Origin of the sequence: Thioclava sp. NG1, assembly GCF_003122275.1 — a bacterium.
GTDB lineage: Bacteria > Pseudomonadota > Alphaproteobacteria > Rhodobacterales > Rhodobacteraceae > Thioclava > Thioclava nitratireducens.
On record NZ_QFBB01000014.1, the window covers coordinates 16,687 to 41,530 of the forward strand.

28 protein-coding genes are annotated in these 24,844 nt (G+C 61.5%); 14 read left to right on the top strand and 14 right to left on the bottom strand.

Annotation, left to right across the window (positions count from 1 at the left end):
- The first annotated feature begins 327 nt into the window (after nt 1-327).
- From DEM26_RS18935 to DEM26_RS18945, 3 genes are all read left to right on the top strand, one after another.
- The gene (locus DEM26_RS18935; protein ID WP_109173142.1) at nt 328-2,079 is read left to right on the top strand and encodes a sigma-54-dependent Fis family transcriptional regulator; all 1,752 of its coding nucleotides are present in this window, start codon (nt 328-330) and stop codon (nt 2,077-2,079) included.
- A 141-nt stretch (nt 2,080-2,220) separates the two neighbouring features.
- The gene (locus tag DEM26_RS18940) at nt 2,221-4,020 is read left to right on the top strand and encodes an NAD(P)/FAD-dependent oxidoreductase (protein WP_109173143.1); all 1,800 of its coding nucleotides are present in this window, start codon (nt 2,221-2,223) and stop codon (nt 4,018-4,020) included.
- A 63-nt stretch (nt 4,021-4,083) separates the two neighbouring features.
- Nucleotides 4,084-5,136, top strand: a complete 1,053-nt coding sequence (locus DEM26_RS18945; RefSeq protein WP_109173144.1) for a 2,3-butanediol dehydrogenase — start codon at nt 4,084-4,086, stop codon at nt 5,134-5,136.
- 333 nt (nt 5,137-5,469) lie between these two features.
- Here DEM26_RS18945 and DEM26_RS18950 read toward each other — a convergent pair whose 3' ends face one another.
- The 7 genes from DEM26_RS18950 to DEM26_RS18980 all read right to left on the bottom strand — a co-directional run bounded on the left by DEM26_RS18950 (nt 5,470) and on the right by DEM26_RS18980 (nt 12,775).
- Nucleotides 5,470-5,979, bottom strand: a complete 510-nt coding sequence (locus DEM26_RS18950) for a TRAP transporter small permease (RefSeq protein WP_199224707.1) — start codon at nt 5,977-5,979, stop codon at nt 5,470-5,472.
- Between the two features lie 12 nt (nt 5,980-5,991).
- A complete protein-coding gene (locus tag DEM26_RS18955; RefSeq protein ID WP_109173145.1) occupies nt 5,992-7,026 on the bottom strand; it encodes a TRAP transporter substrate-binding protein in 1,035 nt (344 codons plus the stop codon).
- Between the two features lie 40 nt (nt 7,027-7,066).
- Nucleotides 7,067-8,362, bottom strand: coding sequence for a TRAP transporter large permease (locus DEM26_RS18960; protein WP_088719272.1), 1,296 nt, complete (start codon nt 8,360-8,362; stop codon nt 7,067-7,069).
- Between the two features lie 199 nt (nt 8,363-8,561).
- The gene (locus DEM26_RS18965) at nt 8,562-9,833 is read right to left on the bottom strand and encodes a TRAP transporter large permease (RefSeq protein WP_199224708.1); all 1,272 of its coding nucleotides are present in this window, start codon (nt 9,831-9,833) and stop codon (nt 8,562-8,564) included.
- The gene (locus DEM26_RS18970) at nt 9,830-10,435 is read right to left on the bottom strand and encodes a TRAP transporter small permease (RefSeq protein ID WP_109173146.1); all 606 of its coding nucleotides are present in this window, start codon (nt 10,433-10,435) and stop codon (nt 9,830-9,832) included. The genes DEM26_RS18965 and DEM26_RS18970 overlap by 4 nt, the downstream gene beginning before the upstream one ends.
- Before the next feature lie 15 nt (nt 10,436-10,450).
- Nucleotides 10,451-11,449 (bottom strand): TRAP transporter substrate-binding protein, encoded by a 999-nt coding sequence (locus DEM26_RS18975; protein WP_109173147.1) that lies wholly within the window; start codon nt 11,447-11,449, stop codon nt 10,451-10,453.
- A gap of 108 nt (nt 11,450-11,557) precedes the next feature.
- Complete coding sequence (locus DEM26_RS18980) at nt 11,558-12,775, bottom strand: CaiB/BaiF CoA transferase family protein (RefSeq protein ID WP_088724518.1); 1,218 nt, start codon at nt 12,773-12,775, stop codon at nt 11,558-11,560.
- Nucleotides 12,776-12,860: 85 nt separating this feature from the next.
- Between DEM26_RS18980 and DEM26_RS18985 the strand changes: the two genes are divergently transcribed.
- Nucleotides 12,861-13,796, top strand: a complete 936-nt coding sequence (locus DEM26_RS18985; protein WP_255415044.1) for a hydroxymethylglutaryl-CoA lyase — start codon at nt 12,861-12,863, stop codon at nt 13,794-13,796.
- 19 nt (nt 13,797-13,815) lie between these two features.
- Nucleotides 13,816-14,487: a GntR family transcriptional regulator gene (locus DEM26_RS18990; protein WP_109173149.1), complete on the top strand. Its 672-nt coding sequence runs from the start codon at nt 13,816-13,818 to the stop codon at nt 14,485-14,487.
- Between the two features lie 203 nt (nt 14,488-14,690).
- On the opposite strand, the gene DEM26_RS20475 is transcribed toward DEM26_RS18990, so the two are convergent.
- A complete protein-coding gene (locus tag DEM26_RS20475; RefSeq protein ID WP_158275168.1) occupies nt 14,691-14,846 on the bottom strand; it encodes a tetratricopeptide repeat protein in 156 nt (51 codons plus the stop codon).
- Nucleotides 14,847-15,118: 272 nt separating this feature from the next.
- Nucleotides 15,119-15,652 carry a hypothetical protein gene (locus DEM26_RS18995; protein ID WP_109173150.1) on the bottom strand — a complete coding sequence of 178 codons (534 nt, stop codon included), beginning with the start codon at nt 15,650-15,652 and terminating at the stop codon, nt 15,119-15,121.
- Between the two features lie 779 nt (nt 15,653-16,431).
- Here DEM26_RS18995 and DEM26_RS19000 point away from each other — a divergent pair.
- Together DEM26_RS19000 and DEM26_RS19005 are read left to right on the top strand one after the other, a co-directional pair.
- Nucleotides 16,432-16,860 (top strand): PACE efflux transporter, encoded by a 429-nt coding sequence (locus tag DEM26_RS19000; protein ID WP_109173151.1) that lies wholly within the window; start codon nt 16,432-16,434, stop codon nt 16,858-16,860.
- 252 nt (nt 16,861-17,112) lie between these two features.
- Nucleotides 17,113-17,466 carry a response regulator gene (locus tag DEM26_RS19005; RefSeq protein ID WP_109173152.1) on the top strand — a complete coding sequence of 118 codons (354 nt, stop codon included), beginning with the start codon at nt 17,113-17,115 and terminating at the stop codon, nt 17,464-17,466.
- Nucleotides 17,467-17,486: 20 nt separating this feature from the next.
- Here DEM26_RS19005 and DEM26_RS19010 read toward each other — a convergent pair whose 3' ends face one another.
- A complete protein-coding gene (locus tag DEM26_RS19010) occupies nt 17,487-18,677 on the bottom strand; it encodes a GAF domain-containing sensor histidine kinase (RefSeq protein WP_109173153.1) in 1,191 nt (396 codons plus the stop codon).
- A 157-nt stretch (nt 18,678-18,834) separates the two neighbouring features.
- Complete coding sequence (locus DEM26_RS19015) at nt 18,835-19,290, bottom strand: Lrp/AsnC family transcriptional regulator (protein ID WP_109173154.1); 456 nt, start codon at nt 19,288-19,290, stop codon at nt 18,835-18,837.
- Nucleotides 19,291-19,386: 96 nt separating this feature from the next.
- Here DEM26_RS19015 and DEM26_RS19020 point away from each other — a divergent pair, with 96 nt between their 5' ends.
- Nucleotides 19,387-19,986 carry a LysE family translocator gene (locus DEM26_RS19020; RefSeq protein WP_109173155.1) on the top strand — a complete coding sequence of 200 codons (600 nt, stop codon included), beginning with the start codon at nt 19,387-19,389 and terminating at the stop codon, nt 19,984-19,986.
- 160 nt (nt 19,987-20,146) lie between these two features.
- Here the strand turns inward: DEM26_RS19020 and DEM26_RS20480 are convergent, their stop codons facing one another.
- The 3 genes from DEM26_RS20480 to DEM26_RS19030 form a co-directional block, all read right to left on the bottom strand.
- On the bottom strand, nt 20,147-20,308 hold the full coding sequence (locus tag DEM26_RS20480; RefSeq protein WP_158275169.1) for a hypothetical protein: 162 nt from the start codon (nt 20,306-20,308) through the stop codon (nt 20,147-20,149).
- A 67-nt stretch (nt 20,309-20,375) separates the two neighbouring features.
- Nucleotides 20,376-20,594 carry a hypothetical protein gene (locus DEM26_RS19025; protein WP_075777128.1) on the bottom strand — a complete coding sequence of 73 codons (219 nt, stop codon included), beginning with the start codon at nt 20,592-20,594 and terminating at the stop codon, nt 20,376-20,378.
- Between the two features lie 56 nt (nt 20,595-20,650).
- The gene (locus DEM26_RS19030; RefSeq protein ID WP_075777127.1) at nt 20,651-20,857 is read right to left on the bottom strand and encodes a cold-shock protein; all 207 of its coding nucleotides are present in this window, start codon (nt 20,855-20,857) and stop codon (nt 20,651-20,653) included.
- 711 nt (nt 20,858-21,568) lie between these two features.
- Here DEM26_RS19030 and DEM26_RS19035 point away from each other — a divergent pair.
- The 6 genes from DEM26_RS19035 to DEM26_RS19055 all read left to right on the top strand — a co-directional run bounded on the left by DEM26_RS19035 (nt 21,569) and on the right by DEM26_RS19055 (nt 24,472).
- Nucleotides 21,569-21,838 (top strand): DUF982 domain-containing protein, encoded by a 270-nt coding sequence (locus DEM26_RS19035; protein ID WP_088722097.1) that lies wholly within the window; start codon nt 21,569-21,571, stop codon nt 21,836-21,838.
- Between the two features lie 86 nt (nt 21,839-21,924).
- Nucleotides 21,925-22,122: a hypothetical protein gene (locus DEM26_RS19040; RefSeq protein WP_109173156.1), complete on the top strand. Its 198-nt coding sequence runs from the start codon at nt 21,925-21,927 to the stop codon at nt 22,120-22,122.
- Nucleotides 22,123-22,304: 182 nt separating this feature from the next.
- Complete coding sequence (locus tag DEM26_RS19045) at nt 22,305-22,511, top strand: cold-shock protein (RefSeq protein WP_075777126.1); 207 nt, start codon at nt 22,305-22,307, stop codon at nt 22,509-22,511.
- 181 nt (nt 22,512-22,692) lie between these two features.
- A complete protein-coding gene (locus DEM26_RS20485) occupies nt 22,693-22,845 on the top strand; it encodes a hypothetical protein (protein ID WP_157771556.1) in 153 nt (50 codons plus the stop codon).
- A 356-nt stretch (nt 22,846-23,201) separates the two neighbouring features.
- Nucleotides 23,202-24,146, top strand: coding sequence for a DnaJ C-terminal domain-containing protein (locus tag DEM26_RS19050; RefSeq protein ID WP_109173157.1), 945 nt, complete (start codon nt 23,202-23,204; stop codon nt 24,144-24,146).
- Entirely contained in the window at nt 24,143-24,472 is a 330-nt protein-coding gene (locus tag DEM26_RS19055) for a chaperone modulator CbpM (RefSeq protein ID WP_109173158.1), read from the top strand. The genes DEM26_RS19050 and DEM26_RS19055 overlap by 4 nt, the downstream gene beginning before the upstream one ends.
- Nucleotides 24,473-24,844: the final 372 nt, after the last annotated feature.

Sequence of the window (24,844 nt, forward strand, 5' to 3'; positions counted from 1 at the left end):
CACCCCATTCGCCTGACTCTCAGGATCGACGAAGCGAGACGTATACGAAAATCTTTATTTCCCAAGCTTGAAGAAGAAGCGACAGACCGAGCAAGCGCAACCGTGAGCCTGACTTTCAGCGCCAGTCAAGAAACTCCGGTTTCGCGAATTCGCGCAGTGCGTCGGGCGGCGAAAGGCATTGAGAACGATCAGCCGAAGCCCCACTGTCAAAGGGCCAGTATTCAAAGGCGAAAAGCTCCGCATCAGCGATGCCTTTCTCTACGACCAATTTCTGTTCCGATCTGAAGCGCAGTCTGTGCTATCGTCCCTCCAGGGAGGCGACGCGCCATGAGAGATGCAGGGCATGTCGAGGAGATCGGACGGGTGCTGGAAGGCAGCCAGACTGGGCGCGACAGTTTTGTCTCGGCCTCGTGGCGGCGTTGTGTCGAGCTTTACGGCATGGACCCCACGCGCTCCGACCCGGCCCATATCGTGACCGAGGCGGAGCTGCGCGATCACCGCAAACAAGCGGAATGGATGATCGCCGCGGCGCGCTCCGGGTTGCAATCGCTTTTCCGGCAGGTAGCAGCGCAGAATTACGTCTTGCTGCTCACCGATGCCAAAGGGGTCTGCGTCGATTTCTTCGGCGATGATCTCTTCACCGAAGATCTGCGCAGCGCGGGGCTCTATCTGGGGTCGAACTGGTCTGAGGACCTAGCCGGAACCTGTGGTGTCGGAGCTTGCATCGTGACGCAAGAGCCTGTGACCGTGCATCAGGACGATCATTTCGGAAACGCCCATACTGTTTTGTCCTGCACCGCGGCGCCGATCTTCGACAGTCTCGGGCAACTCGCGGCGGTGCTCGATATCTCGCTTTTGCGCTCGCCTGCGCCGAAGAGCAGCCAGAACCTCGCGATGAACCTCGTGACCTCCGCGGCACGACGGGTCGAGATGGCGAACCTCATGGCCGAGAGCCCGCGCGACTGGGTGTTGCGCCTGTCCTCCAGCCCGGAATTTCTCGATGTCGATCCCGAAGCGGCGGTGCGGCTCGACGGGGCTGGGCGCGTGCTCGGCTATACCCGCGCCGCGCGGCGATTGTTTCCTGAAGGCGCCCCGATCCTCGGTCGCCGGATAGACGAGGTGCTGAGCGTAAGCGTCGATGACCTGCCCGACCTGATGCGCGACCGCCCGACCGAAGAGCGGGTGATCGAGATGCGCGATGGCGGGGCGCTGTTTGGTCATGCCATCGCTCCTAAAGCACCCCGTCACGCCCATCAGCGGATGCGCCACGGCGGGCCACTTGCTGGTCTGACCGGGGGCGATCCCGAAATGGATCGACTTATCGGACAGGCCGAGCGGCTTGCCCCGGGCACGGTGCCCCTGCTGATCGGCGGCGAGACCGGCACCGGGAAAACAAAACTCGCCCGTGCGATCCACATGACCAGCAAGGCGCAAGGGTTCATCAGCCTCGAATGCGCGGGGCTAGACCCGCAGACGCTGATGCAAAACTGCGCCGAGGCGATGGGGCCAACGACGCTCCTGCTGCGTCGGATCGAAGAGATCGCACCAGAAACGGCGATTGCGCTCGGCGGGCTCCTCGACCGTCGCCCCGAATTGCGCGCGCTGGCGACGAGCTGTCTGGACCCGGGCCGGATCGCATTGCCGCGCCCGCTGTTCCACCGGTTGGCAGGGTGCGTGCTCAACGTGCCGCCCTTGCGGATGCGTCGCGATCTCGACTGGCTGATATCGCGCCACTTGCGCCGCCACGCGGGCGATACGATCCGGCTCTCGCCCTCGGCGCGCGCCGAACTGCTGGGTCGGCGCTGGCCCGGCAACATCCGCGAGCTCGAACAAGTTCTCGACGTGGCGGCGGCGCTCTGCGTCGGATCGGTGATCGACCTTCCCGATCTCCCTGCGCCGCTCGACCCAGCCGTCAAGATCGAACAAGCCGCCCAGAAACCAAGGGAGCCCGAGACGAATCTCGAAGAGGTTCTGGACGCCTGCGACTGGAACATGGCGCGCGCGGCGCGGCGGCTCGGGGTCAACCGCTCGACCATCCTGCGCCGGATTCGCAAGGCCGGGTTGCGCCCGCCCGAGTGATCTGTTGCGCCCTTGTTGCGCGCGCAACATGCCGCATCGCAGCAGACGCTTTTCCTCCCCTTGCACGTGTCGCGACCATGGATCGCTCAGCGATCACGCGCCGATACTCCTCCTGGAGACACGCGCAGAGGAGGAGACGCGATGCTTGACACCACCATCAACACCCAGACCCAGGACATGCTGGACAGTCTCAACGCCGCGCTGGAGAGCGGCGATATCGACCGTGCGGCCGCGCTGTTTGCGACCGACAGCTACTGGCGCGACCTCGTGGCGGTCAGCTGGAACCTGAAAACCGTGGAGGGGCCGGACGGCGTGGCCGACATGCTGAGAAACCAGCTCGAGCACACCCGTCCTGGCAAGTTCGAGATCCAGTCGGGCGAGATCCCCGCCGAGGAGGGCGGTGTGATCACCGCCTGGGTCACTTTCGAGACGAAGTCGGGCCGCGGCTGGGGCCTGATGCGCATCCGAGATGGCCGTATCTGGACGCTGCTGACAGCGCTTCAGGAACTCAAGGGTTTCGAGGAAAACCGCGGCACGCGCCGTCCGATGGGCGCCGAACATGGCGCGCGCAAGAACCGGACCTCGTGGAAGGAGCGCCGCGAGGCGGAAGAGGCGGATCTGGGCTATGGCACGCAGCCCTATGTGCTGATCGTCGGCGGCGGCCAAGGGGGCATCGCGCTTGGTGCGCGGCTGCGCCAGCTTGGTGTGCCTGCGATCGTGCTGGATAAGCATGACCGACCCGGCGACCAGTGGCGGAGTCGTTACAAGTCGCTCTGCCTTCATGACCCGATCTGGTATGACCATCTGCCCTACATCAAGTTCCCCGACAATTGGCCGGTCTTCACGCCCAAAGATAAAGTTGGCGACTGGCTCGAGATGTATACCAAGGTGATGGAGATCAATTACTGGACGCGGTCCGAAGTGACCGGCGCCAGCTACGACGAGGCTTCCGGCAAATGGACGGTCGAGGTCAATCGCGACGGCGAGACGGTGACACTCGAGCCGACGCAGCTTGTGCTGGCCACCGGGATGTCTGGCAAGCCGAACATGCCGCATTTCCCAGGCATGGAAGACTTCAAGGGCACGATCCAGCACTCGTCGCAGCATGAGGGGCCGGATCCGTGGGCGGGCAAGAAAGTGGTCGTGATCGGCTCGAACAACTCCGCCCATGACATTTGCGCGGCGCTCTGGGAAGGCGATGCGGATGTCACCATGGTGCAGCGATCCTCCACCCATATCGTGCGCTCGGACTCGCTGATGGAGATCGGGCTCGGCGCGCTCTACTCGGAAGAGGCGGTCGCAAACGGCGTTACGACCGAGAAGGCGGACATGATCTTCGCCTCCCTGCCCTACAAGATCATGCATGAGTTCCAGATTCCGCTCTACGACCAGATGCGCGAACGCGATGCGGAGTTCTATGCAGGGCTGGAAAAGGCCGGGTTCGATCTGGACTGGGGCGATGACGGCTCGGGGCTGTTCATGAAATACCTGCGCCGCGGCTCGGGCTATTACATCGACGTGGGCGCGAGCCAACTGATCATCGATGGCGAGGTGAAGCTGGCCAAGGGTCAGGTCGACCATTTCGAGGAAGACGCTGTGGTGCTCGCCGACGGCACGCGCTTGCCCGCCGATCTGGTGGTCTTTGCAACAGGCTACGGCTCGATGAACGGCTGGGCGGCGGATCTGATCAGCCAAGAGGTCGCCGACAAGGTCGGCAAGGTCTGGGGGCTTGGCTCTGACACGACCAAGGATCCCGGCCCGTGGGAAGGCGAGCAGCGCAATATGTGGAAGCCGACCCAACAGGAGCATCTGTGGTTCATGGGCGGCAACCTGCACCAATCGCGGCATTACTCGCTCTATCTCGCACTGCAATTGAAAGCGCGGCTGGAGGGGCTCGAGACCCCGGTCTACGGGCTTCAGGAGGTCCATCACCTCTCCTGACCCCATCCCTCTCCCGGCCCCTCACGGGCCGGGATAACTCCCCCCATTGAACGGAGACATTCCATGAAAGCTGCACGTTGGCACGGCGTGAAAGACATTCGCGTCGAGGAAATAGACACCCCTACCCCCGGTCCCGGAGAGGTCGCGATCAAGGTCGCATGGACCGGGATCTGCGGTTCCGATCTGCACGAATATTTGGCGGGCCCGATCTTCGTCCCGGTCGAGCAGGATCATCCGCTTAGCCATGACAAGGCGCCGATCACCATGGGTCACGAATATTGCGGGACCGTGGCGGAGTTGGGCGAAGGCGTCACCGGACTGAAGATCGGCGACCGAGCCGCGATCGAGCCGATCTTCGCCTGCGGCACCTGCGCCGCATGCCTTGAGGGCAAATACAATCTCTGTGACAGCCTCGGTTTCGTCGGGCTCTCCGGGGGACATGGCGGTTTCGCTTCGACCTCGGTCGTGCCTGCCCGAATGGTTCACAAGATGCCCGACGCGCTGTCGATGGAACAGGGTGCGTTGGTCGAGCCCGCCGCCGTCGCGCTGCATGCGGTGCGCATGTCGAAGATCAGGGCGGGTGATACCGCCGCTGTTTTCGGCGCGGGCCCGATCGGGCTTTTGGTCGTCGAGGCGCTGCGCGTCGCGGGCGCGGCCCAGATCCATGTCGTCGAACCCTCGGTCGAACGCCGCGAAAAAGCGCTCGAACTCGGCGCGACCAGCACAATCGACCCGATGGCGGAAAACCCCGTCGAGAAAATTCGTGCGGCCACAGGCGGTGTTCATGTCGCCTTCGAGGTGACGGGTGTGCCGCGCGTTCTGCCGCAATGCATCGACAGCACGCGCCACGAAGGCCAGACGCTGATCGTCTCGATTTGGGAGGGAGACGCCTCTTTCCAACCCAATACCGCCGTTCTGAAAGAGCGCCAACTGCAGGGCACCATCGCCTACCGCAATGTCTATCCGGCGGTGATGGAGCTGATGGTGCAGGGCTATTTCAGTGCCGACAAGCTGGTGACCAAGCGGATCAAGATCGATCAGATCGTGGAGCAAGGCTTCGAAGCGCTCGTCGCGGAAAAATCTCAGGTGAAGATTCTGGTAGAAGCGCCAGACTGAAAACTTAGGGCATGATCTGCGCTGCGCGCGCCGCATCCAAAGAGCGCGCGCGGCCCATCGGTGGTGGCTACCCTTTGTCCCAGATTAGCATTCCTGCATGATAGTCTCGGTAGTATTCGGGAACTTCAGGAGCATTCCCCGATCACTGTGTCCTCGGGTGCTCGTTCAACAGCATATGGATGCGCAGTTCGTGACATGCCAAGTCGCTAAACGAGCCCCCTGCTATGAAAGCCGATCTTTGCTGGGATAAGAGCCACAGTGGAGGGCGGCATGCTATTCGCCCGCGCCAAGCTTTTGAGCCTCTCATCAGCAGTTCAGCGTCTAGGTCATGCGCTATTGAAGGTCTTGCTGACCGGTGCCGATATCCCTATCCGGCCAGATTGTCGCGTCGAGCAAGTCGAAAAGGAACTGCAACGTCAGCGTCCCGAAGCCGAGCGGAAGCAGCGCGTAGGGGATCACCATCGGCGTGCCGAAGCTCGACGAGACACGCTCGCCGTAATCCCACGCCTGAAAGGCCATCAGGAAGCCGCGCCATGTCATGATCCCCGCAAACGCCATTCCCGCCAGCGCGATGATCGCCTGCGAACCTCGTTTCACCAGGGGGCGCGCAGTCTCGACGAAGAAGGTGATCCGGATATGGCTATCCGTTCGCTGAACGTCCGCCGCCACCAGCACGGCGACATAGACGATCAGGAACGTATTGATCTCGAGAGACCAGGAGGTCGGCGCCGCGAAGATGTATCGCATCATCGCATCGTAGCAGATCGTCAGGACCATGAAGACCAGAACCAGCTGGCCGAGGAACCGCGTGCCCCGCACGATACGGTTGAAAATCGTCCTCACGGCGCCCTCCCTTTAGCTCGCCTGACCGGTCGCAAGCGCGATGGCGCGCTCGCCAAGGTCCTTGCCGACCTCGTCGATCCATGCCGCGCGCACCTCTTCGGCCGCCTTGTTCAGAGCCTGAAGATCTTCCTCCGAGGGCTCGATCACCTCGATCCCTGCCTCTTCTACCATCGGCCAGTATTCATCCTTGTAGATGACGTCATTGGCCTCCTTCGCGCCGTTCTCGTCGAACCAGTCTGCGGCGGCTTCGAACGCGGCCTTGGCGTCGGCATCCATCGCCTCCCAGCGCTTCGGCGTGACGAAGAGACCGATCCCAAAGCCGGTAATCGGCAGCTTGTAGACTTGGTGCAGCTGCTCTTGCAGCGAGCGCCCGATGATCGTCGAGATGTTGGCGACTGCTGCGTCGACTGTGCCGCGCTGCAGCCCGAGATAGAGCTCCGAGGACGGGATGCGCACTGCCGCGCCACCGAAGTTTTCGATGACCTTCGTGCCCTCGAAACTGACGACGCGGACTTTCTTGCCTTTCACGTCGGCAATCGAGCGGACTGGGGCGTCCGCGCTCGACCAGATGTATTCCGGCTGCAGGATGTTGCCCATCATCGAGACCATGTAGAGATCTTCCTTCGCCAGCTGCTCGTTGATCAGGTCGAACAGCGGACTGCCTTTCTTCAGCCGGTCGGGATTCTCGTAAAGCTCTTCCACCACGCCGGGCAGACCAGTTACGCCGAGGATCGGCACCGAGCGCGTGATGTAGCTCGTGGTGTGGAACATGAAGTCGATCGTGCCCGCACGCAGGGCGGGGAGTTGCTCGTCGGCCTTCAGCAGCTTCGCGCTGTCGTAGTAATCGACCGTGACGGCATCGCTCTTGTTGAGCCGCTCGACGAAACCCGCCGAGCCGTAGGCCAGCGCCTTGTAGCTTGGCGGAAGGTAGCTCACGCCTGTCAGCGTAGTGCTCGCGAAGGCCGGACTGCCAGCCATCCCCAGAACCGCGCTTCCTCCCATGAGTGCGGCCCCGCTTTTCAGGAAATTGCGTCTTGTCTGCGTCATTTTAGGTTCTCCTCCCTTTGAATTTGCAGCAACGATCCGGTCACAGCAGGCTTGGCAGCCAGAGGCTGATCCCGGGAAACAGCACGAAGATCATCAGCATCACGAATTGCACCGCGACGAAGGGCACGATGGAGCGGACGATTTCTTCGACACTGAGCATCGGACAAACCCCGCGCAGCGCGTAGAGGTTCAGCCCCACCGGCGGCGTGACCACCGCGATCTCGAGGTTCATCACCAGAATGATCCCGAACCAGAGCGGGTCGTATCCCAAGGTCTGGATCAGCGGCAGCAGGATCGGCGTCGTCACCACGATCAGCGACACCGCGTCGACCAGCATCCCCAGCAGGATCAGCGCCAGCATCAGGATCACGAGGATCCCCCAGTTCGGCAGGCTGGTCGAGGTCAAGCTCTCCGCCACGATCTCGGGCACCCGCACGAGATTGAGGTAATCGCCGAAAATCTTCGCGCAGCCGATGATCAGCAGGATCGTGCAGGAAACCTTGACCGAGGAGGACAGGATCAGCGCGAAGCTGCGCCATGTCAGAGCGCGGAACACCAGAACCGCGATGAGAAAGGCTCCCAACGCCCCGAAGGCCGCGGCCTCGGATGGGGTCGCGATGCCGGAATAGATCGAGCCCAGCACGATCGCGACCAGCAGCAAAGCGTGCCAGATACCGGCGAGCGAGCGAAATTTCTCGCCCATCGACGGGGCGGGACCTTCCTCGCGCGGTGCTTGCTCGGGCTTCAGGCGCACGCGGATATAGATGTAGAGTGACAGCGCCGCCGCCAACGCGATCCCGGGCAGGATACCCCCGATGAAGAGTGAGCCGACCGAGACGCCCGACACCGCGCCGTAGATAATGAAGGGCACCGAGGGCGGGATCAGCATCGCGAGCGCACCCGACGAGGCGACCGAACCAGCCGCGAGACCGCGAGAATAGCCGCGCTCCAGCATTTGCGGCACTGCGATGGAGCCCACTGCCGCGACACCCGCGACGGAAACCCCGGACACCGCGCCGAAGATCGCAGACGCACCCACGGTCGCGATCGCCAGCCCGCCGCGTAGCCATTGCAGCCACAGCGCCGCCGCCTTGAACAGGTTCTTGCCCACAGGCGTTGCACCCAGCAAGTTGCCCATGAGGATGAACAACGGCAGCGCGATCAGTTCGAACGAGTTGAGCTGGCCGAAAAACGACGTCGGCGCGAAGAAAAACGCGAGCGATCCGCGCGCCATCCAAAGACCGAGCAGACCGCTTGCGCCCAGCGCGAGAAAGATCGGCGCGCCGATGCCGATCAGGCCGATCAAGGCGATCACCACGATGACAGGTTCAATCATCCGGCGGGCCTATCCTGTGAAAATCCAAGACGCATATTCTCCTCCCTCTGGTCTCTCCCTGACCATCTGTCTTCGCGAGACTGTCACAGCCCTCCCCGACCCCGACAAATCCCGCGCCACGCCCGCGGCCCCGCGCGGGCGGAGCGTCCGGGCCACGCTTCGGTCGCGGCCCCGCAATATGTCGCACCGCCCGATCCGGTCACAAGCGAAACGGTATGAAAAGCGCGAGGCCGGGCAGCAGGCACATCGTCACCGCGACGAGCAGCATGAGCAGCACGAAGGGCGTCACCCCCTTGATCACCGTGCCGATCCCGGTTTTTGCGATCGCCTGTATGACGAAGAGATTGAGCCCGACCGGTGGCGTGATCAGCGCGATTTCGATCAGCAGGACGAAATAGACGCCGAACCAGACCGGATCGATCCCCAGCCCGATCACGGTCGGCAGGAACACCGGCACCATGATCAGCAGCATCGACATGCTCTCGAGAAACAGCCCGACGAATAGCAGGATGATCGACACGATCAGCAGGAAGACCCAGCGGTTATCTCCGGCGATCTCGAACATATGCGCAACCTGCGCGGGGATCTGGTAGAGGGTGATCGCGCGACCGAAGATCTTCGCGCCGATGACGATAAGGAAGATCACCGAGGTCGTCATGACGGAATCCCGCACCGCGGCAAGGAAGCCCTTCCAGCTGAGCGAGCGTTGCAGCACCGTGATCAGCAGCGCGACCGAGGCGCCGATGCCCGAGGCTTCGGTGGGCGTGAAAGCGCCGGAGTAGATGCCGCCCAGCATGATCACCGCAAGGATCGCGGTCGGCATGGCCCGGCGGCTCGCCCGGAAGCGCTCGGGCCAGGTAGCTTTCGGCGTGGCGCTCGCGCGCGAACCGATGGTGGAGGCGAACACCGCGTAGATACCGAAGACGACGATCAGGGCGAGGCCCGGACCGATCCCGGCGAGAAAAAGTTTGCCGATGCTTTCCTCGGCGATCACCCCGTAGACGATCAGCGGGATCGAGGGAGGGATCAGGATGCCCAGTGTGCCGCCCGCCGCAAGCAGCCCCAGCGTGAAGGATTTGCCGTAGCCGCGATTGGTCATCTCCGGGATCGCGACGGTGCCGACGGTCGCGGCGGTGGTCACCGAACTGCCCGAGATCGCCGCGAAGACACCGCAGGATAGAAGCGCTGCGATGCCGAGCCCTCCGGGCAGATGGCCGACCCAGCTTTGCAGCGCCACGAACAGATCGCGCCCTACCCCGCCGCGCAGCAGGATGTTGGACATCAGCAGGAACAGCGGCACCGCGAGCAGGACAAAGTCATTTACTCCGCCGAAGAGGTTCGCGGGGATCAGCGCAAGCGGCAGCCCCTTGAGCACGATCAGAAGCGTGCCGAAGGTGGCGAGGCCGAAAGCCACCGGCAGCCCTGTCAGCAGCAACGCGATCAGGCCGAGGATAATCATAACCGGGATCATGCGCCCTGCCCCTCGTCTTCGTGAAATTCCGGATCTTCAGCATGGCTGAACTCGGGCGGCGGCCGCATCCAGAGCCGGGCTGCATCCGCGAAGGCCTGCAGCGCGAGCAATGCGTAGCCCACGACGACGGGCGCCTCCACGATCCATTGCGGCATCTGCAGCATGCTCGCCGTTCGTCGCCCCATCTCGAAGCTTTCAATCAACTCGCCCCAGCAGAGCCAGACCGCCATGACGGAGAAGCCGCCAATTACGACCAGCGAGAACAGCTCCACCAGTCGAGCGACATTGGGGCTGCGATTTGCGATCAGCGCGGTGATCCGGATCATCCGCCGATGGCGCAGGCTTTGCGCCATCGCGATGAAGGTCAGCCACAGCATCAGTGTCGTCGCGACATCCGCCGTCCAGCGCGTCGGCGCGTGCAGAACATAGCGCGCAAGCGCCTCGTAGCTGACCATGCAGCAGATCGCGACGATGGCGATATCCGCCCCCCATGCCGCGATGGAGGAAACAGAGTCGACGGCCCGCAGCGCGCGCGGACCGTCCGGCGAACCGGAGCCCCCTGAAGGGGGCTCCGGCCGCTGAGGAATATGCTCATCCATCATGGCGCGGGGACGCGATCAATAGAGAGCGCGAACTTCGTCAACCAACTTCTGGCCGACATCGCCCGCATCTTTGATATAGATATCGATCGCCGGGGCCGAAGCCTTGCGCCACTGCTCCATCTCATCGTCGGTCAGGTCGGTCACCGTCGCGTTGCCGCTTTCTTGCAGCCATTTCGCGGCATCCTCGTTCTCCTGCCGGGTATTGGCCCGCATCGACATCTCGGCATCATGCGCGGCCTGATCGACCCAGCCCTTCTCCTCGTCGCTCAGCGACGCGTAGACATCGGGATTGATGACAACGATGAACTCGGCCAGCGCGTGGTTCGTCATCGTAACGTTGTTCATCACTTCATAGAGCTTGCGCGATTTTGTGGCGGTCGTGCCGCTCATGCCGATATCGACGGTGCCGCGCTGATAGGCCATGAACTGCTCGGAGCCGCCCATCACGACCGGCGTGCCGCCGACAGCCTCGATGAAGTCGCCCGAGGGCTTGCCCAGAGCACGCACCAGTTTGCCCTTCATGTCGGCGGGGGTGCGGATCGGCTCGTCCTTCGAGAGAATCTGGACCGGGCCGTAATCCTGCCACCAGAGAACCTTCGTCCCGGTCTTGCCGATCAGCTCGTCGAAGGTCTTGCGCACCGGGCTGTCGGGCTCGGCCGCCTTGGCGAGCACATCATAGCTCGGGAACAGGAAGGGCTCGCTGAAGATGCCGGCGGCGGGGACGGTGCCGGAATACTCGTCCGCCAGCACGACGCCCATGTCGATCGCGCCGCTCGCCACTGCTTTCGGGACCTCGCTCCCTTTGAAGAGCTGCGCGCTATCATAGATCTCGACCTTGATATCGCCGCCTGAGACCTTCTCAACCTCGTCCTTGAAGGTCACGAGGTTCGCTCCGATCGGATGATCGACCGACACCTGAACGGTCGCGCGCAGGGTCTTTTCGGCCATCGCCTGTCCAGTGGTGCCGATCAGCGCGCTGCCGACGAGCATCGCAGCAATTGCGTAAGATTTCATGATAGTCCTCCCAATGAGTGCCGACCTCTTTGCCGGCCTTTTGTCTGGCGAAATGCCATCAATGCCCGACGCGCGCTGCTCCTCCACGGCACGCGCCGAACTAAAAGCTCAGACGATCCCCGCCTCGCGCAGCTCCGCGATACGGTCGGAGCTCATGCCAAGCTCACCTCCCAGAATTTCCTCCGTGTGCTCGCCCAGTTCCGGCCCGACATGGCGGATCTCGCCGGGGGTGTCGGACAGGCGTGGCGCGACGTTCTGCATCTTGATCGAGCCGAAATCGCGATGCGGCAGCTCCACGATCGCCTCGCGCGCCTGAAAATGCGGATCGTCGATCATTTCAGCCGCGCTGTAGATCAGACCGCAGGGCACACCATGTTCGTGCAGCAACTCCTCAAGCGGCTTGAGATCGAGTGTCTTGGTCCATTCGTTGATCTTGCCGTCGAGCGCACGCATGTTCTTGCCGCGCGCCGAGTGGGTCGCGTAGCGCTCGTCCTCGGCGAGCTCGGGCTGTCCCATCGCGGCCGCCAATCTGCGGAACACCGTGTCCTGGTTGGCCGCGATCAGCAGCAACTTGTCGTCGCGGGTCTCGAAGACGTTCGAAGGCGAGACATTCGGCAGGGTCGCGCCCGTGCGCTGACGCACGTAGCCTGCGACATCATATTCGCTGACCGTGCTTTCCATCATCGCCAGAACCGCCTCGTAGATCGCGCTATCGACGACCTGGCCCTGCCCGGTCCGCTCACGCGCATGCAGAGCCATCAGTGCGCCCATGCAGGCATAGACCGCCGCGAGTTCGTCGCCGATCGAGATGCCCATGCGGCTCGGCGGCGTCGAGGGATCGCCGACGACGTAGCGCAACCCGCCCATCGCCTCGCCAATCGCGCCATAGCCTGCGCGCTTGGAATATGGTCCGCTCTGGCCGAAGCCGGTGACGCGCACCATGATCAGGCGCGGATTGATCTTCTTCAGATCTTCATAGCCGAGGTTCCAGCGCTCCATCGTGCCGGGGCGGAAGTTCTCGATCAGGATGTCGGTCGAGCGGATCAGCTCGCGCACGATCTCCTGCCCCTCCTCGGTGCGCAGGTTCAGCGTCAGCGACTTCTTGTTGCGCGCGACGACCGGCCACCAGAGCGATTTCCCGTAGGGCTTTTCCTGCCCCCAGACCCGTAGCGGATCGCCGGAGCCGGGTTGCTCGCACTTGATGACCTCGGCGCCGAAATCGGCAAGCAGCTGCCCGCAGAATGGCCCTGCAAGCAATTGCCCCATCTCGAGCACGCGAACATCATTGAGCGGCCCGCTGCGCGCGGTTTCTGCCTTCGTGGCCATAGGGTATATCTTCCTCTTCCTCACATCGGCCCACCGAAGCGGACTCGACTCTCCTCGGAAATAATGCATACATTTTTGGAGTTGCGTGGCAACAATTTTTCTTCGGGAGGGCGAAATCTTGAGTAATAGCGTTGAAATTGTGGATGTTTCCCTGAGAGACGGTATCCAAAACGAGAAGCGGACCCTCTCCGTGGATACAAAATTGGAGCTTTTGAAGGGCATTATCGGCGCCGGCGCGCGCCGGGTGGAGATCACCAGCTTCGTTAATCCCAAGAAGGTGCCGCAGATGGCCGATGCCGAGGAAATCTGCGCACGACTCCCCCGAGACGGGATGCGCTATATAGGGCTGGTGCTAAATCATCGCGGCTTCCTGCGCGCGCAGGCCGCTGGCGTCGACGAGATCAACTACGCGATCGTCCTCAGCGACACGTTCAGCCAGCGCAATCAGGGCATGACGACCGAGGAGGGCATCGCGCAATGGCGCGACATCGCCGCTGGCGCGAAGGGACGGCAGAAGACCAATGTGACCTTCGCCGCGGGCTTCGGCTGTCCTTTCGAGGGCGAGGTTCCGGTATCGCGGCTCACTTGGGTGCTCGATAAGGTTATGGAGACCGCGCCCGACGAATTGACCTTAGCTGACACGATCGGCGTAGCCTCGCCGCGCGACGTCACAGAGCGCGTAGCGGCTGTGCGCGAGCGCTACCCCGACCTGCCGATCCGCCTGCATCTCCACAACACCCGCAATACAGGGCTGGCGAATGCATGGGCGGGCTTTGAGGCGGGCGTGCGCTCCTTCGATGCGGCGCTCGGCGGTGTCGGCGGCTGCCCTTTCGCACCGCGCGCGACCGGCAACGTCCCGAGTGAGGATCTTGTTTACATGTTCGAACGCTCCGGTATTACAACCGGATACGATCTGGACAAGGCGATCGAGACAGCGAAGGCCCTCGAAGAGGCCGTGGGGCACACGGTGCCGGGGATGCTCATGAAAGCAGGCGGCTTCCCGAAGCCTCAGACCGCCTGATCCGGCGAAGGAGGGGGGAATGGGACACAAGGAGGAAAGCGGCGAAAAAATCGGCGCCGCCGAGCAGGCCTATCTTGCCATTCGGAAACGAATATTTTCGGGCCATTACGCCGAGAACGAGCGTGTCACCGAGGCCGAAATCGCGCAGAGCCTGAAGATGTCTCGCACGCCGATCCGCGAGGCGGTAAAGCGGCTCTTGCTCGAAGGGTTGCTGACCCGCGAGGCAGGCCCCGGCCTGCGCGTCGTGGGCCTCGGCCCCGACGAGATCGAGCAGATCTTCCAGATCCGCCTGCTGCTGGAATCCTATGCCGCGAAACGCGCCGCAGGCTTTGCCGACGCAGCCGAATGCGCCGAGTTGCAGCGCCTGGCCAAGCGCATGGCCGACCATGTGCCGCCGCGCGGCGATGCGGATTTCCAGGAGATCACCGAGGCGAACCGGGAGTTCCACCAACTGATCCTCGCCACCTCGCGCTCGCCGCGGCTGGAGGCGATGCTGTCTCTCGTAGTAAACCTCGCCCTCGTCGCGCGGACATTCCAAAGCTATGACGAGGCGGCGATCCAGCGCTCCGCCGCGCATCATCAGGAAATCGCCGACGCGATCTGCTCGGGCGACCCGGATTGGGCGGAGACAGCGATGCGGACCCACCTGCACGCAGCCGCGACGACGGCGCGCAAGGAGTTCGGCGGCTAAGCGCCTGCCTCCCCTTATCGCGCGGGTTTTCAACGCTCATTCTTCGGCAAGACCCGCCTTGCGAAGCCCTTCGGCAAACCGCGCACGACAAACCGCGTCTTGAACGGATGCGCTCTCGAGAAGGGCCGAGACGGTCGCCGAACGCCCTAGAGACTCGTATTCCACCGCCATCCACTCGGCCTCGTCGAGATTGCAATCTGCCCCTAGGTCGTAATCAGTAAGCGATAGGGGAAGGCGTCGAGGTAGTTCGGATCGAGCCGGATCGCCTCATTGCAATGCAGGATGGCCTGTTCGGGATCGGAGGCGAAGCTGCGCGTGTTGAGCCGGCCCAGCGAGAAATGAGCGAAAGCCGGCTTCAAATCGAGGGCGACTCGGCGGCCTCGAAGACGACGCGGGAGTATTGGGCTCGATCAGGCGTCAAATTATATTCCAAGCCAAAACTGCAAATCTGTGCAAGATGCGCATGGGCACGCCCGCACTCGTGCGGGCGTTTGTATTTCGGGAGAGCGGAGTTGCTGCAAGCCTATTTGCGAAAAACCGCAGTTGCGCTCGCGTAGACGAGCGCAACATGAGAAAGCCCCCCGCCGCGTGCGACGAGGGGCTCCGGGGAGGATTTAGGTGTGAGGGTCGATCAGGCGTTGCCGTTGACCACGACGACCAGGTTGCCATCGGTATCGATGAATGCGGTTTCGACGTCATCTGCGGTGTAGCCGGTGCCTTCGAACACGCCGTCCGGCAGCTGGCTGTAATCGGCGTCCACATCGGACCCGGCCGCGTTCTTCAGAGCCGCGGAGCCATTCTCGGCACCTTTGCCCTGTAGGTCCGACAGCGCGACGATCTCCACCTCACCATCGGTGCCGACCTGATAATCGGAGAACTGATCGGTGGAGGCGGCACCGTTCGCCTTCAGGTCCGCGATGAGCTGACCGTAGGTCTTCACCGCCTCGCCTTGGCCCATACCCGAGGTCGTGCCCGCATCCGCCGAGGCGCCCGTATCCACATTCACGCCAACATCGGTGCCCGCACCCTGCGCAGCGACCGAAGCGCTGCCGCCCATGTCAGTCGAAACGCCGGCAGCGGCGTTGCTATCCTGGGCCAAGGCCGCAACGGGAGCCGCAGAGGCGAGAAGGCCGACGAGGGCGATCGATTTGAGGCTATAGGTCATAAGTAGTCTCCTTCCGATTTACGAGCCGACCATCAGTCGGCAGGAAGACAACACGACGGCGTAATGGCCGTTCCGGAGAGCGACCGGGCTCGGAAAAACCACGCCAAAACTCCGAAATTCATGAGCGCAAACACGCCGGAACACGAGGATGTCCATGATTAAAATGCAGAAAAAATCCGTTACGGGCCGGCGCTTGTGGGAAAGAGCGCAGGTTCGGGTCTTCAATCGAGCTTGGCGGCCGCGGCCTGAAGCATTCGAGGTGGACACCTGTGTCTGGGACATTGGTCGCCTTCAGACCACTGACCATCTCCGGGCATCCCCAGGGCAAGGCGTCAAAAGATCCGGCGCGCGGTGGGAGCCGCAGAGGCCACCCCTGGAGCTCGATTAACGCTACATGACGCTAGGAAGGTATATGATCGAGCACGTAAAGCACCTGGACCGCAAATGCTCAATAAACAGTCTAGAAGTTCGCGGTTCGCGATGTGGCATATCGTTTATTGAGCACCCCCCATTTGAAAGCTGACATTTGAGAGGATGCTCGGCAGACCAGAAAACGAGCAGAAACGCATCTGCAAAACTGACGCCAGATTCTGAGGCGTAAAGCTAGCTATACGACAGACCATAGCTAGCTTTCATGAATGGCTGAATTGCGGGCCGGCGCGACCAGCGTCGGGTCCGGCTTGAAAAGCCAGCACGCGGGACCCACCATAGGGGAGACCCGCCCCCCGCCCGAGCACACGGTCTGCCCGCTGGACCGCCTGACCTAACGAAGACTTTTCATGCGCAGCACCCCAGACCGTATCCGCCAAGCCGTGAGTTTCGAAATCATCGGCATCCTCATCGTGACGCCACTCTTCGCCTGGGTCTTCGATCACCCCATGGGAGATATGGGCGTGCTGGTCGTTCTCGGGGCGACCGCAGCCACCGCCTGGAACTACCTTTTCAACCTGGCCTTCGATCATGCCCTGATCTGGCGTCGCGGGGATGTCCGCAAGACGATATCACTCCGGGTCGTTCACGCGGTGCTTTTCGAGACGACCCTTCTCGCGCTGCTTCTTCCGATATTCGCATGGTGGCTCGAGACCTCCTTGCTGACCATCCTCGTGATGGAAGCGTCTTTTGCGGGCTTCTATCTCGTCTACGCCTTCTTCTTCACTTGGGGATACGACACGATCTTTCCGCCGCAACGACGCGAACGGATCGCGTGACGATGGAAGACAAAGTCGCGGGAGAAATCGCTCCTGCTTTGTTCCGGCGTTTCTTGGCCCCATGTGGCGAGGCAGCGGGCATGTCCCGCTGAACACGCTCCCAAAATAGATAAATATTAAATTCGCCAGGGAACCGCAGATGTGCGATAGCGTTGGCCAAGGTCTTCTGACCACAAGTTGCTCTATCGCAATCGCGTATTGTCCCTGTGTCTCGGCAAAGCGCACCTTTTCCTCAGGCACCAAGGTGAAACGATGCGCAATGAAGCAATCAAGGTGCTCGTGGTCGAGGACGAGGCCATCATAAGGATGGATCTCGTTCTCGGGCTCGAAGAACTGGGCTACGATGTGATCGAGGCGAACTCCGCTGATGCTGCACTCAACCTGCTAGAAGCTCGGCATGAAATTGACCTGCTAATTACCGATATCGACATGCCAGGCAAGATGAACGGAGTGGGACTCGCGCATGAGGTGCGGCGCAGATTTTCCGCGTGCCAGATCATCATCATGTCGGGGCACGCAGCGCCCGAAACATTAGACCTCCCCAAGCGCAGTGCTTTTGTGTCAAAACCGATCAGCCCCGGCGAGCTCGCCGCGGCCGTCACCTGACGAAAAACTCTCAATATCCTCTATTGCGCCTGAAACGGCATCCGCAGCGTGAAGGTCGTGCCGGCTGACGCGGTGGACTCGACGGTCAACTCTCCATCGTGGGCCCGCGCGATTTCGGCCGCGATGTAAAGACCGAGCCCCAATCCCTGCAGGCTGCTCTGCTTTCCGGGTCGCGAAAAGGGCTGAAACAATGAAGCCCGAACCGCATCTGGGATCGGCGCGCCTCGGTTATTGACCGAGAGGAACAATTCGCCGCTTCTTTCAAAGCCCCGCACCTGAATCGGTTGGCTTCGGTCGCCATGCGTCACTGCATTGCCCAACAGGTTCGACAGCAATTGCCCGAGGCGCAGCGGATCCGCGACGATCGGATTTGGCAGGTCGATATCGCTCTCGAGCGGCTGAGTGGCCACCTGCTTGATCTCGTTCACCACGTCGGAAAACACGGGCCCGAGATTCACCGGGCGAAGGTTACGCACCTCTATGCCCGCGCCGAGACGCCCTCTGGCAAAATCCATCAGGTTCGTGATGATCTGGTTTGCCCGCGTCAGGGCGCGCTGCATTTCGAGAATCAGATCAGACGTCCGCTCGGACGACAAATCCCGCTCTGCCATCATTCGCAGGCCCGCGGAAACGGCCGCGATAGGGTTTCGCAGATCGTGTCCGACGATGGCGATGAACTCTTCGCGCAAACGGGCCGTATCCCGTTCCGAGGCCAAGGTTGCGCGCCCCATTTCCAATTCTTCCTGCCGGTCGAGTTCCAGCGCGATCAGCTGGGCAAAGAGCTCGAACAGCTTCTCGGCCTCCTTGGTGATCTCGCTCGGGGCCTTATCAATCGCACAAAGCGTGCCCCAGAAGCGATTGTCGGTGCGGATGATCGGCACCGAGATATAGCTCTTCGCTCCATATCGCTTCGGGACCTCGTGATCGCGGTAGGCCTCGCTCGCCTCGACATCAGGGACGGAAATCGTCGCTCTCCCGCCTCGGACCTGCTGGCATATCGTCGCGCCAACATCGAGTTCGTCGCCTGGCAGCAAATCGAAATCGACCTCGTCGAGCGACGCACAGGTGACGCAGCGATCCTCTGTCACGCGTGCAATCGCGGTGAAGCCCATGCCCGTCGCGGCGCGGCAGGCGTCGAGTATAAGAGGGATCTCGCTGATCCGACTGATCTGGCGAACATCATCGCGAAAAGGGTCGTCGGGAGCGAGCATCGAAGATCCCTTGAAATACGGTGGATTTGAACCCCGGTGTCCGAGCGCCGGCGCGGGAAGTTCACATAAAGCGCATTTGCCCCTTCCACTTAATCCGCCGCTGCGCGAACACAAGCCGCGCGTCTTTCGCGCTCACCGCGCTCGGCAGAGCCCCGCCTCAAGCAGCCCGTTCGTCCTTGGAGCTGTCCATTACGATATAGGAGGTAATCGCGCGCACATGCGATTGCGTGCCGAGAACTTCGGTGTGGAAGCGCTTGTAATCGGCGAGATCGGCGGTTTCGACGCGTAACAGATACTCGAAAGCGCCCGCGATATTGTGACATTCCACCACCTCGGGCGCGATTGCCATCGCCCGTTCGAACCCCTCCTGGGCAGCCTTCGTGTGCGAGGACAGACCAACCATGACATAAGCCGCAAGGCCTCGTCCCATTCGCTCAGGATCGGTGACGACCCGGTAGCCACGGATCACGCCGCTCCGCTCGAGTTCCTGCACGCGCCGCAGGCAGGCAGAGGGCGAAAGTCCGACACGATCCGCCAGCGCCACGTTGCTGATCCGTCCGTGGCGAGCCAGCTCTCGCAATATTTTCCGCTCCATTGCGTCCAGTTCGGTCATTTATTGCTCGAATACCCAATTCAACGTCATTTCAGGCGAAACATTGCGCCGAAGCGGCCTTAATATTGCGCCGTAAAACTCGATAGGACAAGCGCAATGCCCCTTACCCTCCTGATGGCCCTTGTGAGCTTTGCTTTCGTCACCACGGTTACGCCGGGCCCCAACAATCTCATGTTGATGGCCTCCGGAGCAAATTTCGGCTTCCGACGGACTCTGCCGCATATGCTCGGCATTGCCGGCGGCGTCTCGGTGATGGCACTGCTCGTCGGTCTCGGCATGATCGCGCTTTTCGAGGCAGTGCCCGCGCTGAGCACCATTCTCGAGGTTCTCTCGCTGGGCTACCTGCTCTGGCTTGCCCTGAAGATCGCGACGGCGGCGCCACTCGACCGGCAGGAGGCGAACAGTCGGCCGATGTCCTTCTTTCAGGCAGCGATGTTCCAGTGGGTGAATCCCAAGGCCTGGGCGATGTGCCTCTCGGCAGTGACGCTCTATGCGCCCGATGGCTCTTTCTTGTCCGTTGCCATCGTGGCCGGTGCCTTTGCGCTTGTCAGCTTCCCGTCGATTTCCGTTTGGGCGTGGCTCGGAACGGTCGTTCGGCGTTGGTTGTCGAACCCGTTCCGCTTGCGGGTCTTCAATTTCACGATGGCCGCTCTGCTCGTCGGGTCGCTCTATCCGGTTCTCGGATTTGAGTTCTGACTGCCGAATGACCTATCATCTAAATAAGCGAAGCGGCAGGAGTTTCCTCCCGCCGCTTTGCCTCCCGACAAGTCGTGAGGCGAGCATCGTTAAGTTCTTGTGAAACCTCACATCGCTCAGCCCTCTTGCCAGGAACTCCGGTCCCTATTTTCAGGGAAGACTATTCCTGAACACCGCCCGTCAGGGCGCTGCGCTCGTCCGATATCTTTTCTTCGGACAAACTCCGGAAGAAGTGGTGCCAAGCAAGGGCTGCATGGCCCTTGGAATGCGCGTGGTCCTTCGTCTGGGACTTCTTGCCCGCAGGCATTTTTTCGACAGCCATATTTCGGCCCTCCCTTTAATCCCCGAGAGATACTCGGGAAATTCCTGTGGATGACCGAAATATCCGGTCAGCGTCGCGGCTTCTTCCCGCGCGGAGCCTCTGCCGCGGCACTTTCGTCCGCATCCCGCTCCATGCGCGCCGCGCGCAAGGTCGCGGTCAGCTCCGCTCTTTTCTCGGCGTCATCGTCACGGATGAGGCGCACTGCAGCATCCGTTTTGTCCTGAGCCGTCGTGGCTTTCTTGGGCAGATCACGGAAAAAGCCGTCCACATTGTAATTGCGGGGCATATGCCCTCCTTGGTTGCGAAATCCGGCCCACCGGGCCGGATATGGAACCTTTGCGTTCAGCCGAGCGCGAGATCGCAGGCGGACTCACGCCCGTCGCGTCCGGTTTCGATCTCGTAGGTGACGGCCTGTCCGTCATCGAGCTGCGAGAGACCCGCGCGCTCGAGGGCCGAAATGTGGACGAAAATATCACGTCCACCGGTCTTCGCTTCGATAAAGCCGAAGCCTTTGGTCTGGTTGAACCACTTCACGGTGCCATTGGCCATCGTGATGTCTCCTCAAATAATGCGGTCCGCGGAATGCGACAGCCCGGCTCAGTCAATTCAATAAGGCAGACTGAAGCCAAGTAGGGAGACAGGTTGCAGAAGGGAATAACGTAGCTCGATCTGTCTACGCCACTTTGGCCCATATAGCAAAGGAAATGCGCGGCGCTCCATCGCGCTACCCGGCCTCCCCCTGACGAAAGCCGATTAATATCGGGCACAATCAATCTGTTGTGCGAAAACGCGGGCGCGCACTGCAATTTCCTCGCAATCGCGGCGCCGATCGCTTATCTGTGACCTTGCATATCTTAATTCTCGGACCCTGTTCCTTCCGGCTCAGCGACGATCTTGAGCTTTGTCGGGCCGGGCGTTTTCGAAGGCGGCACAAGGAAAAGGAGCCACACCCGGCCCATAGCGCCGTGACGCCTTTCGAGCAGACCAGCCTCTCAGCAACCATGCCTCGCGGGCTCTGGGCGATTGCACATATTCCACCCCTTGCGGGTTCGCCGCGAGCTGCGCACATCGAAAGTGCCGGATCGTGAACCGCGCGCGTTGACGCTGACGCGTCACGATCCGAACGGAAAGACATCTGGCGCGCAATACCGCGCGTCGACCCAATTCACCGCATGGCGCAGGCCTCGCCCGCACCGTGCCTCCGTGATCGCGCGACCAGTCAGACTGGTCCCTTCACGCACTCTTGGAAAGATACGAAACATGATCGAAATTTACTGGGGCAAACCCATCTCTCTCGTCGTGTCGCCCGAAGGCGACGTAAAGAACTTCAGCACCATCGAACAGGTGCATTACTGGCTTCGCAAGAAGTGGCCCGTCGCCGACACCGCGCAAGACCATGCGATCGGACGCATCGAGGCCGCGATGGACTGCCTGGGCTCCGTGGGCGATGCGCGCAGCGCCTTCCTCGGCGCCGCAGGCACTGCGGGCTTCGTGCCATTTGAACCAGCGGCTCGCGCACTTGCGGCCTGACCGGTTAGCCCCTGCGGCACCCCGTCCGCAACGGGGCCCGCCGCGCGAAGCACCAAGGCTGCAGGCTATGTGATCGAAGCTTTTTGATGGCCCTTTCGCTTCACCGCAAGCAGACCATGCCGCTCGTGGAGAATGGGGACATAGTCTGGCGCAAGGGCACGGGCGCATACTTGCTGGTGATCCCGTCCGGGCCTCCCGCCGCGGAAGTGAGCGCGCAGGTCGAGACCTTTCTCGATATCGAGAAAGGTCGCCCGTCCTCAGCCCCGAATGCGCATCTGGGTTGAAAGACGCATTTCTCATCTCATTTCTCGGTTGCACCTTGTATCGCCGCCCGCCCGCCCCATTTATAGGGAGCTTCGTTATTCCGACCGCACCCTGTCTCCTTCATCGGCCTCAGTTTGCTTTTCGATCTGACCGGCCGACCTGCCGCATCCTGCGGGCGATTTCCAAACAAGGAGACGACACGATGGCCAATGGCACCGTGAAATGGTTCAACCCCGGCAAAGGCTTCGGCTTTATCCAACCCGAGAACGGTCGCAAGGACGTGTTCCTGCACATCAGCGCGCTCGAACGGGCGGGCCTTTCCCAGATCGACGATGGTCAGAAAGTGACCTTCGAGATCGAAACCGGCCGCGACGGTCGGGAATCCGCCAAGGATCTCGAACTCGCCTGATAAAACCGTTCGCGGACCGGTGTCTTCCGGTCCGCGAACGCGCCCATGTGGCGAGAGTCTTCTCTGCTCGAATACCTTTGCGCAGTCCAGGTTCGAAACATCTGTAGAACCACCCATCCGGCATTCCGGATCAGGATGTGCGGGCGGGTTCAAAATTCACCTGTCTACGCGGAGAACGATCATGGGCTATTCCCCTCAAAAGAAACAACTCGACCTCAAGGATTTCCTGAGCCAGCCCGCCAAGAAAGGCTTCCGGAAAGGCGTCGGTTTTCGTCGTGCGCCGACAAATCCGACCCCTGTCAAAGCCGGCGCAAAACAGGCTGTGACGAAATAAACGGCTGCGCCGAGTTAACTGATTTCCCCGCTCCCCGAGTGAACCTGCCTGATGGCCGCTCCCAAGAGACGGGGCTGATCAGTCGACGTTCAGCACCAGCCATTTTCCTGAATGCTTATTGAGACGTCTTGATCCTGGCTCTGGGTCAAGACTCCCTCATCGGTGGCAGCCTCCTCGCGCGCCGCGTTTGCCCTGAGTTCGCAGCCGATTGGCCCCACATCGCTCAGCTCACGGCATTTCCACATTGACGTGGATCACGGACCTAAGACCTCTTCTCGTGGCATCCAACGACAAGTGAACGCATTTTCGCACGCGCTCTGTCTTACGATGCATCGCTCGCCGAACAGGAAACCTGGATGCCCGATGATCCATACAAAGTCCTTGGCCTGACCAAGGCCGCCACAGCTGACGAAATCAAGAAGGCGTATCGCAAACTTGTGCGGACAAGCCATCCTGATTTGCACCCGGATGACGCAGGAGCCGAAGCGCGGTTCAAGGCGATATCGGCCGCCTACGATATCCTGAAAGATCCCGAAACCCGTGCGCGCTACGACGCCGGAGAAATCGATGGCCTCGGTGCAGAACGTCCGCAGCGCCAGTATTACCGTGATTTCTCGGGCTCATCCGACAATACCTATCAGCGACAGCGCGGGTTTGGACCGGATGTCGATCCGGCAGATATCTTCGCTGACATATTGCGCAATCGCGGACGGTCTGGCGCTGGCTACTTCGGCGACCGTGGTTTTTCCGCGCGCGGCGCCGACGCGCGCTATTCGCTCAACGTGCCGTTTCTGGATGCTGCGCGCGGAGCGGAAACCCACATCACGCTACCCGATGGACAAAGCCTGACAGTCAAGATCCCACGGGGCACTGAAGACGGCCAGACACTTCGGTTGCGCGGCAAGGGGGCGCCTGGCTATGGCGGTGCTCCTGCGGGGGATGCGTTGATCACCGTTCTGGTCGGGGCTCATCCGGTGTTCGAGCGAGACGGCGATGATATCCTGGTAACGCTCCCCATCACTATCGAAGAGGCCGTTCTCGGCGGCAAAGTCACGACACCGACCATTGACGGCCCCGTTGGGCTCACGATCCCAGCGGGTGCGAATTCGGGCCAGGTCTTTCGTTTGCGTGGACGTGGCATCGCCAACGCGAAGCGCAAAACCAAGGGTGATCAGCGGGTTGAGCTGAAGATCGTGACACCGCCAAGCATTGACGAGGACCTGCGCAATTTCCTCACCGAGTGGCGCAAGACACATCGCTTCGATCCGCGTGTTGATTTGATGAAGAGGGCCAGCGCATGACGGACAGGTTTTCCGAAGAGGACGTGATTTCCAACGTCACACGGCTCACAAGAAGCCAGCTCTTGAACTTTATCGAAGGCGAACTCGTTCGACCGGCAAAGGGCGAAACTGGTTTTATTTTTCGCCGCGTCGACATCGCGCGGTTGGAGCTATTATGCGATCTTTCCCATGATCTTGACCTCGACGAAACGGCGTTGGCGATCGTGATGTCGCTCCTTGACCAGCTGCATGCCGCACGACAGGACCTCGTTGCCATTGCACGCGCGATAGACACCCTGCCCTCAGAATTGCAAACGCGTGTCATTGCGGCAATGAAGCACCCCTAAGCCCAACTCGCCTCTCCTCGTTTAGAGATCTGCTCGGCAATCGACGCTTCAGCTCTGAATCATCTTATCGAGAAGGTAAAGCGCTGGGCTCACAGGTGCTCAACAAACAGCAAGAGGGTCGAAGCCACACCCAGGACCACCGGGGGTGCAGCGAGCGGACAATCTCGCCCGATCACAAGATCTCCATGAACCGCCTGTCCTGTATACGAAGACTTTTCATGCTCAACATCCAGACCCTATCCACCAAGCGGTGAGTTTCGAAATCATCGGCATCCTCGTCGTGGCGCCGATCTTCGCCCGGATGTTCGGCCACCCAATGGGAAATATGGGCCGGGGTGCCAGACGCTATCCCGGTCGAGGCTTGCTACCTCG